The organism is Paenibacillus sp. EB106-05-06-XG162 (genome assembly GCF_058791655.1).
On sequence record NZ_JBYTDT010000007.1, the window covers coordinates 1 to 11,929 of the forward strand.

10 protein-coding genes and 1 rRNA gene are annotated in these 11,929 nt (G+C 43.7%); 2 read left to right on the plus strand and 9 right to left on the minus strand.

Annotation, left to right across the window (positions count from 1 at the left end; all coding sequences use genetic code 11):
* From AC3WU2_RS16125 to dnaA, 9 genes are all read right to left on the minus strand, one after another.
* Window positions 1–59, minus strand: a 16S ribosomal RNA gene (locus AC3WU2_RS16125); the annotation flags it as partial.
* A 301-nt stretch (window positions 60–360) separates the two neighbouring features.
* Window positions 361–1,434 (minus strand): HD-GYP domain-containing protein, encoded by a 1,074-nt coding sequence (locus AC3WU2_RS16130; protein ID WP_492455869.1) that lies wholly within the window; start codon window positions 1,432–1,434, stop codon window positions 361–363.
* 38 nt (window positions 1,435–1,472) lie between these two features.
* The gene (gyrA, locus tag AC3WU2_RS16135) at window positions 1,473–4,019 is read right to left on the minus strand and encodes a DNA gyrase subunit A (protein WP_492455871.1); all 2,547 of its coding nucleotides are present in this window, start codon (window positions 4,017–4,019) and stop codon (window positions 1,473–1,475) included.
* A gap of 225 nt (window positions 4,020–4,244) precedes the next feature.
* Window positions 4,245–6,155: a DNA topoisomerase (ATP-hydrolyzing) subunit B gene (gene gyrB / locus AC3WU2_RS16140; RefSeq protein WP_492455873.1), complete on the minus strand. Its 1,911-nt coding sequence runs from the start codon at window positions 6,153–6,155 to the stop codon at window positions 4,245–4,247.
* Window positions 6,156–6,201: 46 nt separating this feature from the next.
* Window positions 6,202–6,453 carry an extracellular matrix regulator RemB gene (remB, locus tag AC3WU2_RS16145; RefSeq protein ID WP_018754146.1) on the minus strand — a complete coding sequence of 84 codons (252 nt, stop codon included), beginning with the start codon at window positions 6,451–6,453 and terminating at the stop codon, window positions 6,202–6,204.
* A gap of 46 nt (window positions 6,454–6,499) precedes the next feature.
* Window positions 6,500–7,612, minus strand: a complete 1,113-nt coding sequence (gene recF / locus AC3WU2_RS16150) for a DNA replication/repair protein RecF (RefSeq protein ID WP_379351752.1) — start codon at window positions 7,610–7,612, stop codon at window positions 6,500–6,502.
* Between the two features lie 36 nt (window positions 7,613–7,648).
* On the minus strand, window positions 7,649–7,873 hold the full coding sequence (gene yaaA, locus AC3WU2_RS16155) for a S4 domain-containing protein YaaA (protein WP_492456339.1): 225 nt from the start codon (window positions 7,871–7,873) through the stop codon (window positions 7,649–7,651).
* Window positions 7,874–7,911: 38 nt separating this feature from the next.
* Window positions 7,912–9,057, minus strand: coding sequence for a DNA polymerase III subunit beta (dnaN, locus tag AC3WU2_RS16160; RefSeq protein ID WP_018754149.1), 1,146 nt, complete (start codon window positions 9,055–9,057; stop codon window positions 7,912–7,914).
* A gap of 226 nt (window positions 9,058–9,283) precedes the next feature.
* Window positions 9,284–10,639, minus strand: coding sequence for a chromosomal replication initiator protein DnaA (gene dnaA, locus AC3WU2_RS16165; RefSeq protein ID WP_018754150.1), 1,356 nt, complete (start codon window positions 10,637–10,639; stop codon window positions 9,284–9,286).
* 630 nt (window positions 10,640–11,269) lie between these two features.
* On the opposite strand from dnaA, the gene rpmH reads away from it, so the two are divergent.
* Window positions 11,270–11,404, plus strand: coding sequence for a 50S ribosomal protein L34 (rpmH, locus tag AC3WU2_RS16170; protein WP_018754151.1), 135 nt, complete (start codon window positions 11,270–11,272; stop codon window positions 11,402–11,404).
* Between the two features lie 138 nt (window positions 11,405–11,542).
* Window positions 11,543–11,890 carry a ribonuclease P protein component gene (gene rnpA, locus AC3WU2_RS16175; RefSeq protein WP_492455878.1) on the plus strand — a complete coding sequence of 116 codons (348 nt, stop codon included), beginning with the start codon at window positions 11,543–11,545 and terminating at the stop codon, window positions 11,888–11,890.
* Window positions 11,891–11,929: the final 39 nt, after the last annotated feature.

The window sequence follows — 11,929 nt, forward strand, 5'->3', positions numbered from 1 at the left end:
TGCATGTATTAGGCACGCCGCCAGCGTTCGTCCTGAGCCAGGATCAAACTCTCCAATAAAGTGTTTGACTTGCTCATTTAAAACTTCTGGCGAGATCATTGCTGATCTCATGTATTCTTTCAATCATTCGTTGTTCAGTTTTCAAAGATCAATGTCTTTCTCGTTGTCGCCGTTGTTCTCAGCAGCAACTTTTATAATATATCATGTTTGATTTCATAATGCAAGCTTTTTTTTGAATCTTTTTTAAAATCTCTTTTAAAGAAGATAAGCTGCGATATATTATTGTCCCGCCTCTCTTGGGCGGAATATTAATATATCACAGCTTATCTATATCAGTCAACTTTTTTTTAAAAATAAACCTTAACTTATAATCTCTTGGATATATAGGTTGCGCTCATGAACCAAATTAATAATCTGTCCTTTAACGGAAACCCATGGACGTGTCGGATGTTGATGATCTGAGAATACAATCTCCCCCATACGCCCATCATTCAATCGTACGATCATACCATTGTGGAACTGAGTTACACGATGAATAAATGTACGTACACAATCCGCATCCAATTTGCCGAAAGATTCTTCTGCAAGCAGCTCTAGCACCGAATAGGGCGATGCTGCTTTCTTGAACGCTCGATTCAACGTCATCGCATGGAAAATATCTGCTACAGCAACAATTTTGGCATAAGGATGAATCTGCTCCGATTTAACACCTAACGGGTAGCCCGAGGCATCAATCTTCTCATGATGCTGCAAGGCTGTCCTTTTGACCCCATCATTAATCGATGCAAGATTCTTAAGTAAGTTATATCCGTAGGTCGTATGACGCCGTACCTCTTCCGTCTCTTCGCTCGTTAATGCGATAGGCTTGAAGAGAATGTCCGGATCGACCTTGGCATTCCCAATATCGTGCAGCAATCCCGCTAAAGCAACCTGCATAAGTTCTTTCTGCGGGATACCCTTCCACTTCGCGAGCATATAAGAGGTTAAGGCTACGAGTACAGCATTGTGATACATGTACTCCTGCTCTTTCATCTGGCGAGGTGTGAAGGTTAGCACGTTATATTGCGATATCTGATCAATTAGTAATTCAAGTTGAGAACGCAGCTCCAGCACGGGAATATCATTCACGATAGCGCTCTTGAATGCCCGTTTGACCAATGAGACCATTTTCTCATATTGCTCATAAAAAGATAACGAGGCGGGAGTTGTCACAGAAGGAGTGACAGAATCACTCCCCTCCTCTATTTCTTGTGCCTTTAATTTGTCTTCCTGTCGATCAACCGCCACCTGCGTGATAAGAAAAGCTTGTAGGATTTCTAAATCACGCTGAAGAATGACTTTCCCCTTATGAAACAACAAACTACCGAGCGGAGTATGCACATCTTGTATGATTTTATCGCCTAGTTTCAGCCCTGATACCGTCACATTCGCCATTGTGGCTTCACTTCTCCCGTATATGCAACTACGATTGTCTATTCTTCTGAATCCCCTGGTTCTTCTGCATCTTGCACTTCTGTACCCGACTCAGCTGCTTCATCAACTGATTCTAGACCCTCTGCTTGATCCTGGAATTCCCCATTCGACTCTTCTTCTTCTTCACTCTTATCCGCGCGTGCTACCGTTGCAACCGAATCATCTTCACGGATATTAATCAATCTAACCCCTTGCGTATAACGTCCCATCGTGGAGATACCTGACATGCTCATCCGAATCAATGTGCCTGATTCCGTAATGATCATCAAGTCTTCTTCATTACGAACCACTTTGAGTCCTACAACAGGGCCATTCTTCTCCGTGACGTTAATGGTCTTAATCCCTTTACCGCCACGAGTCTGAGAACGATACTCTGTTGCTGGGGTACGTTTACCGTAACCTTTGGAAGTTACAATCAACACCTCAAGCTCCGGATCCACGATATCCATATCGATGACTTTATCATCTTCAGCAATGTTAATCCCTTTAACCCCGGTTGCGCTGCGTCCCATCGAACGAACATCGCTCTCGGAGAAGCGGATCGACATTCCTTGGCTTGTTCCCATAATAATCTCTTGATTACCGTCTGTTAACTTAACCCCGATCAGATCATCGTCTTCACGAAGATTAATCGCAATCAAGCCGCCCTTACGAATATTCGTATAATCATCAAGCGGTGTCTTCTTCACAATCCCTTGACGTGTCGCGAAGAACAAATATTCATCACTGTCAAATTTCTGGACTGGAATGACGGCATTAATCGTCTCACCCTGCTCGATATGAATCAAGTTGATGATTGGTGTCCCTCTAGCCGTACGGCTTAGATCTGGGATCTCATAACCCTTGATCTTGTACACCTTACCTTTATTCGTGAAGAACATGAGGTAATGATGCGTATTGGTTACGAAAAGATGCTCAACGAAGTCGTTGTCTTTCGTATCCATCCCAATAACACCTTTACCGCCGCGTCGTTGACTGCGGTATGTGTTCACTGGAAGACGCTTGATATAACCCGAATGGGTAATCGTCACGATCACATCTTCCTGTGGGATAAGATCCTCGTCCAAGATGCTCTCTTCACCAACCGTAATTTCGGTACGGCGCTCATCACCAAATCGTGTCTTGATCTCGTTCAATTCTTCACTAATGATATCGAGCACAAGCTGTTCATTCGCAAGAATCTCACGATACTCCGCAATCTTCAACATGAGTTCTTGGTACTCATTCTCGATCTTATCGCGTTCCAAACCGGTTAACCGGCGTAGACGCATATCGAGAATCGCTTGAGCCTGATCGAAACTTAGACCGAACCGAGTAATTAAGCCTTCACGCGCTTCTTCGTCTGACTTGGATCCACGAATCAATGCGATCACTTCATCGATATGATCAAGCGCAATACGAAGTCCCTCTAAAATATGAGCGCGAGCTTCTGCTTTCTTCAGATCGAACTCTGTACGACGACGGATAACGACCTTCTGATGCTCCAGGTAGTGATAGAGCATATCTTTCAAATTCAGAACTTTAGGCTGCTTATCGACTAGAGCAAGCATATTAATCCCGAAGTTCGTCTGCATCGCTGTATGTTTATAGAGATTATTCAATACCACATTCGGATTCACATCTTTACGAAGCTCAATCACGATGCGCATGCCGTTACGGTCGGATTCATCTCTTAAATCTGTTATTCCTTCTAATTTCTTCTCACGAACCAATTCAGCAATTTTCTCGACGAGACGCGCTTTGATGACTTGGTAAGGCAGTTCATGGACTACGATTCGTGCACGATTCCCGTTCTCTTCGATGGTTGCACGTGCGCGCATCGTAACCGATCCGCGTCCTGTGGCATAAGCTTGACGAATTCCTTCCCGTCCAAGGATATAGCCGGATGTTGGGAAATCAGGACCCTTTATGTAATCCATTAGTTCCATTGGCGTGATCTCAGGATTGTTAATCAGCGCCTGAACCCCATCAATAACTTCGGACAAGTTGTGTGGCGGAATATTCGTAGCCATCCCGACAGCGATCCCCGAAACCCCATTAACGAGCAAATTCGGAAAGCGAGCCGGCAAAACAACCGGTTCATGCTCTTCCCCGTCATAGTTCGGTGCAAAATCGACCGTTTCTTTGTTAATGTCGCGCAGCATTTCCATTGCAATCTTAGACAACCGTGCTTCGGTATAACGCATTGCCGCTGCAAAATCACCGTCAATGGAACCGAAGTTACCATGCCCGTCGATCAACATATATCGAAGCGAGAAATCTTGTGCCATCCGGACCATGGTCTCATAGACAGCCGAATCCCCGTGAGGATGATACTTACCGATAACTTCTCCGACGATTCTCGCCGATTTCTTGTACGGCTTGTCGGGCGACATGCCGAGCTCCGACATCGCGAACAAAATTCTACGGTGAACCGGCTTCAGACCATCGCGAACATCAGGTAAAGCACGGCTAGCAATGATGCTCATCGCATAATCCATGAAGGATTCGCGCATTTCAACACCAATGTCCCGATCTTTAATTTGCGAGCGTGTTTCTTCTGACATGCTGGACCTCCTCAAACTGTATATCCCTCAAAACATAATCCATTTATTTCTATTTGTTCCACCATCCAAGTACAATTAAACCTATGGACGATGGCGTCCGTGCAACGCGGCACAATACCTCTATTATACCATTGAATAAGATGATTGTCCTGCTGTTTTCATTTCTTTTCATGGTATTACCCTGTTTAAAAGAAAAGGAAGATGGTTCCCCATCTCCCCTGTGATCTAAATATCTAGGTTCTTAACATCTTTCGCATATTGATGAATGAAGTCACGTCTTGGTTCAACGTTATCTCCCATCAGTGCATCGAAGATCGCATCTGCTTCCATCGCGTCATCGATTGTCACTTGCAGCATCGAGCGGCTCTCAGGATCCATTGTCGTCTCCCACAGCTGCCCAGCATTCATCTCACCGAGACCTTTATAACGTTGGACATTATATTTCGCACCTTCGCCGAACTCCGCAATGATATCGTCACGTTCTTTTTCACTACCAGCGTAACGCACGACTTTATTACGTTCCACTTTGAATAGTGGCGGCTGCGCAATATAGATATAACCTGCATCAACCAACTTGCGCATGTAACGATAGAAGAACGTCAGAAGAAGTGTCCGAATATGCGCACCGTCGACATCGGCGTCCGTCATGATGATGATTTTATGATAACGTGCTTTCGCAAGATCAAAATCTTCACCAATTCCTGTACCTGCTGCCGTAATGATCGCACGAATCTCAAGGTTCGATAGAATCCGATCGAGGCGTGCCTTCTCAACGTTCAAAATCTTACCACGAAGCGGTAGAATCGCTTGGAAATGACGATCGCGTCCTTGCTTCGCCGAACCGCCCGCAGAGTCACCCTCTACGATGTACAATTCGCTGATCGAAGCATCCTTCGAGGAACAGTCTGCTAATTTCCCAGGCAATGAACTCACTTCAAGCGCACTCTTACGACGTGTCAGTTCACGAGCTTTCTTCGCAGCTTCACGTGCACGTGCGGCTTGTTGGCCCTTCTCAACGATTTTACGCGATACAGCAGGATTCTCATCCAAGAACTCCTGGAATTTCTCTGCGAAGAAGGATTCTACGATCCCGCGAACTTCACTGTTCCCGAGCTTCGTCTTCGTCTGACCTTCGAATTGCGGTTCAGGAATTTTCACGGAGATAATCGCCGTTAATCCTTCACGTACATCATCACCTGAGAAGTTGGAGTCATTATCCTTAAGCAAGTTCACACGACGTGCATAGTCGTTAATGATCCGCGTCAAGGCACTCTTGAAGCCCGATTCATGCGTTCCGCCCTCATGGGTATTGATATTATTGGCAAAAGAATAAATATTCTCGGTATAACCTTCATTGTATTGCAGCGCGACTTCCACTTGGATATTATCCTTCATTCCCTCAACGTAGATCGGCTGTTCATGCAATACTTCGCGGCTGCGGTTCAAATATTTAACGAATTCAATAATCCCGCCTTCGGCTTTGAATGTATGTGTCTGGCCTGAGCGCTCATCAAGAATAACAATGGAGATGCCTTTGTTCAAGAAGGCAAGCTCACGAACACGAGATACCAAGGTATCGTATTCATAGACCGTTGTATCTGTAAAGATCTCTGGATCCGGTTTAAATCGGATGGTTGTTCCCGTCTCATCCGACTCGCCAACCACTTTCATATCATATTGCGGCGTACCCCGACGGAATTCTTGTTGATAGATATGACCGTCACGTCGAACTTGAGCAATGAGTTGCTCTGACAACGCATTAACGACGGATACCCCTACCCCGTGCAAACCACCCGATACTTTATAGCCTTCACCACCGAATTTACCCCCGGCATGCAAAACGGTTAGAACAACTTCAAGTGTCGGACGCTTCAGCTTCGCATTCTCACCTACTGGAATACCGCGCCCATTATCAATAACGGTAATACTATTATCTTCATGAATAATAATTTGAATGGTGTCGCAATAACCGGCCAAAGCCTCATCAATACTATTATCGACTACTTCCCATACCAAATGATGAAGCCCTTTACCGCTGGTTGAGCCGATATACATCCCAGGACGTTTACGAACAGCCTCAAGCCCTTCGAGTACCTGAATCTGACTCTCATCATAAGTATTTTGGTTCATAGACATGCCCTTCACCTACTTCTATAGTTTCAATTCAACGAATCGAGGATTTTTACGCCCCCGCCGTAAAAGAGTTCGCTCTTTTTTTCAACGTCGTAGAGGAAATCGGGGAATAATATATTTTGCCTTTGGTGACAACGATGGATTTCGCTTCTTCCTCGCCGATTACTTCCACGTTCTTCTGCCCTTCCGCATGGGATAGAAATTGCTTCGAGCACTTAGATGATTTCTCAATGGATACATCGAAAATTGCTACGAGCTCTGACGAGCGAATCACCTTTTCCCCGCCTAAATGAATATACATCAGATTCCACTCCTCAAAGCCTTCTTCAAAAGGCTGATTTCAGTGCTTAACGCATTACATTTCCCGAACGGACATGGTAGATGTTCGCATCTTTCAGCTTGCTCGCATGAATGCTCTCGATACCTGTCGTCGTAATGAACGTCTGCACCTTGCTCTGGAACGTCTCGATCAACTGCGTTTGTCGATTCTGGTCAAGTTCTGACAGTACATCATCCAGCAGAAGTACCGGATATTCGCCAATTTCCTCATGAATGAGCTCAATCTCAGCTAATTTAAGCGATAGTGCGGTCGTGCGCTGTTGGCCTTGTGAACCGTACGTTTGAACTTCTTTATCGTTGATATAAAAAGAGAGATCATCGCGATGAGGCCCTACGAGGGTTATTCCACGCCGTATTTCCTGTTCCTTCATTTGTGATAACTTTATCATAAAATGCTCAAATAAGACAGCTTCATCTTCCGACCCGTCCATGGGGAAAGAAGGAAGGTAGCTAATCGAGAGCTCTTCAATACCGTTCGTAATCCCTTGATGAATCGATTTGGCCCACTGTTCTAATTTACTTATAAATTGTTTCCTTTTTTTGATGATTTTAACACCTTGTGTCACAAGCTGTTCGTTCCATACATCGAGCATCGCTTGGGAGGAGGCTCCTTGCTGCCATGCATTCTTAAGTACATTGTTACGCTGAACGACAATTTTCTGATATTGCTGGAGAGCGTAGAGGTAATTGGGCTGGACTTGACCGATCTCGATATCGAGGAACCGCCGGCGAATCCCAGGTGTCCCTTTGACAATTTCCAAGTCTTCCGGCGCGAACATGACAACATTGAGCGCCCCAATGAAATTGCTAAGCTTCTTCTGCTCGAGCCCGTTGATCTTCGCCTGCTTGCCTTGTTGGGCGAGATTGAGCTCGAGATGAACGGGCCCATACTTCTTATCCACAACTGCTTCGAGATGCGCTCTCGATTCTCCCCAGCCGATTAGTTCTTTGTTCTTATCCGTGCGATGCGATTTGGTCAGGGCAAGTACGAAGATCGCTTCAAGCAAATTCGTCTTGCCCTGCGCATTCTGACCAATGAAAATGTTCACTTTTTGGTCGGTATTTAGTTCTATCTCGGGAATATTGCGGTAGTTCTGCAGCCGAATGTTTTTAACGAACACGCCTTCGTCTCCCCTCGTGTCTGAATCGACAACTTATTACGAAAGCGTAGATCGTTCGACTTGAAACTCGCCATGCCCGTCCACTTTGACAATATCGGAGTCATATAGCTTGCGTCCGCGACGATTTTCAGGTTCTCCGTTGACCCATACTTGTTCCTCCTGCAGGAAAAACTTCGCGTGGCCTCCTGTTGCAATGCAGTCCGATAGCTTCAAGAATTGGCCTAATGTAATATATTCGGTCTTAATCGTAATCTTCTTCATCATCCCGTCCCTTTCAAAAAGCGATTCGTGGTGCCTAATTAGACTTGCGGTGTACGATACGGCAGGATCAGATGCAAGCTGTTCTGATGATCTGTCGGTTTAATGATGATCGGGCTCATGGCGCCTGTGAATCCAATAAATATATATTCGCTTTCGATGACTTTCAGCACGTCTAGCATATATTTGGAGTTAAATGTGATGCGAAGTGGCTCGCCGTTAAATTCACGCGCGTCCAACTGCTCTGTTACTTTACCAAGCTGTGTCGAGCTCGAAGAAATCTCGATGCTGCCGTCCTCTTTGGTCAAGAGTAGTACAATGTTCGTCTTTTCTTCGCGGGATAGCAAATAAGCACGATCAATTGCTTCCGTTAATTTTTTTGTATCCAGGACGAGTTCTGTTTTGTAATTCTGCGGAATAATTTTAGAAGTATCGGGATAAATGCCGTCCAATATACGCGAATAGAACAAGACACGATCGATTTTGAATAACACTTGGTTATCCGATACGACAATGTCGACAATTGTATTTTGATCCGGCACGATTTTGCTTAATTCATTTAAGGTTTTACCTGCAATAACAACATTGTTAAACCGAGCCTCGGATTCAACTTGGATCGTTGCCGTGCGGCTTGCTAAGCGGTGGCGGTCTGTTGCTGCAAATTTCAATTCATTGCCGGATAGATTCCAGAGGATCCCCGTTAGAATCGGTGTGCTTTCGTTCGTTGAAATTGCGAATACGGTTTGTTTGATCATCGTTTTGAGAAGATCCCCGTTAATACTGAGTACTTCGTTTTCTTCGATCGTTGGAAGTACAGGGAATTCTTCAGGATCCAGGCCGACCATTTGAATATCTGTTGCACCAGAACGGATAAACGTCTGGAAATGTTCTTTTACTTCAATTTCGATAAATTCTGACGGCAATTTCTTAATCATTTCGATAAAAAATTTAGCAGGCAATACGACGCTACCAATTTTCTCGATTTGAACGATGGTTTGTTTATCGTCTTCAACAGGAATAAAACTTTGAATCGAAATATCTGTATCACTTGCTGTTAAAGTTACCCCTTGGTAAGAAACATCGATTTTGATACCACTGAGAATGGGAATTGTAGTTCGACTGGAAATCGCCTTAGATACATTTTGTATCGAATCATTGAGTTCATGTTTTAAAATACTGATTTTCATGGGAATTCTCCTTTTACATTTTCCTTGGGAAAAATGAATTCGTACGACGCTGTGTATAGTTGTAATTCTTTAAATAATTATTAGTAATCGTAGTAGGCACCCTGAATATGTGGATAAGTGCCTTAAACGTCCAAAAATGAAGCCTATCCACATGTGTATAGATTGTGCATAGGCGTTTTTGTTTTGAAGTATAGGTGTTGATAGATTTTTAGAAGAAAACGTCATATCACGTAGGGTTTTTAATTTTCTCTGTGATGTTATTGATGATTTTATATAATTCCTGATCGTTCTTCAGATTTTGGCTGATTTTCTCATGGGCATGGATGACCGTCGTATGGTCGCGCCCGCCAAAAGCTTCGCCGATCTTCGGAAGGGAATAATCCGTTAATTCGCGTGAGAGATACATCGCAATTTGTCTCGGATAAGCAACCGCTTTGGTCCGCTTTCTTGCTTTGAAATCCTCGAGCTTCAAATTGTAGAATTCGCCGACTTTCTGTTGAATATGTTGAATCGTAATCATTCGCGGACGGGCAGATGGGATAATATCCTTGAGTGCTTCGGCTGCGAGATGCGATGTGATGTCTTCATTAATGAGCGAAGAATAGGCAACGACACGAATAAGAGCGCCCTCGAGCTCTCGAATGTTCGTATCAATTTGACTGGCAATATAGACCATGGCTTCATTCGGAATATCCAGATTCTCTGCTTTCGCTTTTTTCCGAAGAATTGCGATACGCGTCTCCAGATCCGGAGCCTGAATATCGGTAATTAAACCCCATTCAAACCGGGAACGAAGTCTTTCTTCCAATGTCGGTATTTCTTTCGGCGGCCGGTCACTGGAAATGATGATCTGCTTCCGTTCTTCATGCAGCGCATTGAAAGTATGGAAGAATTCCTCTTGTGTCCCGTCTTTCCCCGCTAGAAATTGAATATCATCGATCAGCAAAATATCGATGTTGCGGTATTTATTCCGGAAGCTTTCCCCACGGTTATCACGAATGGCATTAATAAATTCATTCGTAAATTTCTCAGATGAAAGATAGAGTACTTTGGCGGAAGGATTATGCTCCAATATAAATTGACCGATCGCATGCATTAAGTGCGTCTTGCCAAGACCAACGCCCCCATATAAGAAGAGCGGATTATAGGCTTTGGCCGGAGCTTCTGCTACGGCAAGCGACGCAGCATGGGCAAAACGGTTATTCGCACCAATAACAAATGTATCGAAGGTATACTTCGGATTTAACATATGAGGAAATGGTTCGTCTTGAACGACCGGCTCTGTAGCTGCCGTTAATGGTTGAGGTGGCAGTAGATCGATCTGTTTCGGTTCGTCGATGACAAACTTGACGTCAACTTTTTTGTCCAAATATTCAGAAATGGCAGATGCGACTAATTTGGTATAGCGGCTTTCAAGCCATTCTACTGCGAAAGAAGTCGGTGCCGATATGATGACGGAAGAATCACTCAGGGATACGAGTCGCGTTGCTTTAAACCAGGTATCAAAGCTGGGTTTGCTTAATTTTGTTTGGATGACAGACAAAATTTGATGCCATATTTCGTTCGTATGGCTGCTATCCACAGAAGTCACTCCTTATTATTATTTCAAATGTGGTTGTAGCCATGGGGGTGCCTTTTGAACAAGCTAAGCTTGTCCAATGTCGTAGAAAAAGAAAAAACGATGTAGAAATATCCACAAAATGCAGTATCGTGCAACTGATTTTGTACCCTTACATCGAAGTTTGTTCACAACGTTATCCACAGGCTGTTGATAAGATTGTTAATTTAAACGGCTATTCACAGCAAAAAGTAATCTAAGCATAGCAAAAAGAGGCTTGATTTTCAACGGATTCAAGGATTTTATCCACAAATTCAATAACTTGTGTATAATTTTTATATACAACACAAGATATTGTTTATAACTTGTTGAATAAACGACAAAGTTATCCAAAATGTGATTTTTATTATTCACAGGTTGTCCGCTGTGGGTAAGTTTTTGTCGAACAAATCTGTGTATATGTATTCGGGCAGGGCTGTGGATAATGTGAGTGGTATAGTTTATGGATCAAGGAAGAATGTCATACATTTGAGCGAATATCTTCTATATGGTATAAAGAGGGATTGGTTGACATTTGGAGCAGCCCATGATTTAATGGTATAAGGTGTTTTTTGAAGACCGATAATTGGAATTCCTTTGAGGAGGTGCAAATAAATGAGACCTACATTTAAACCAAATGTAAGTAAACGTAAAAAGGTTCATGGTTTCCGTAAGAGAATGAGCACGAAGAACGGCCGCAAGGTTTTAGCTGCTCGTCGTCTTAAAGGCAGAAACAAATTAAGCGCTTAGAGCGTATGATAAGACCACTTTTGGTGGTCTTTTTTTCATGTAAGGAGAAGAAATCGTATGCAATGGTACGGTTTATAAAGGTGTCTGTTGGTCGATACTGACAGTTGATCTAATCTCATGAGGCCAGAGGAGTTCGTCGTGCAAAAAAAACTGCGTTTAACTAATCGTGCAGACTTCACACGTGTCTATCGGCATGGCAAATCATTCGCCAATCATCAATTTGTGGTGTATTGGTTCAACAAGCCGGAAATCGATCGGTTTCGATTAGGCATCTCTGCAAGTAAAAAAATTGGGAATGCGGTCGTTCGCAATAGAATGCGTAGGCTCATTAAGGAAATTGTCCGTAAAAATGAAGCACGGATCATCGACCATGTCGATATGGTCTTTATTGTACGAAAAGGGGCTGTCCAGATGTCTTTTCAAGAGATGGAGAAGAGTATTCTGCATGTGCTCAAAAAAGCATCGCTCATTAAGCGGTCCCGCTAGCATGTGGACAGTTTCTTTGTTGTATTAAATATGTTATTA

Excerpts from the sequence above, each read along its gene's own strand:
- remB (WP_018754146.1), bottom strand. The coding sequence starts at position 6,453 with ATGTATATTCATTTAGGCGGGGAAAAGGTGATTCGCTCGTCAGAGCTC.
- AC3WU2_RS16130 (WP_492455869.1), bottom strand. The coding sequence starts at position 1,434 with ATGGCGAATGTGACGGTATCAGGGCTGAAACTAGGCGATAAAATCATA.
- gyrB (WP_492455873.1), bottom strand. The coding sequence starts at position 6,155 with ATGTCTATGAACCAAAATACTTATGATGAGAGTCAGATTCAGGTACTC.
- rpmH (WP_018754151.1), top strand. The coding sequence starts at position 11,270 with ATGAGACCTACATTTAAACCAAATGTAAGTAAACGTAAAAAGGTTCAT.
- dnaN (WP_018754149.1), bottom strand. The coding sequence starts at position 9,057 with ATGAAAATCAGTATTTTAAAACATGAACTCAATGATTCGATACAAAAT.
- yaaA (WP_492456339.1), bottom strand. The coding sequence starts at position 7,873 with ATGAAGAAGATTACGATTAAGACCGAATATATTACATTAGGCCAATTC.
- gyrA (WP_492455871.1), bottom strand. The coding sequence starts at position 4,019 with ATGTCAGAAGAAACACGCTCGCAAATTAAAGATCGGGACATTGGTGTT.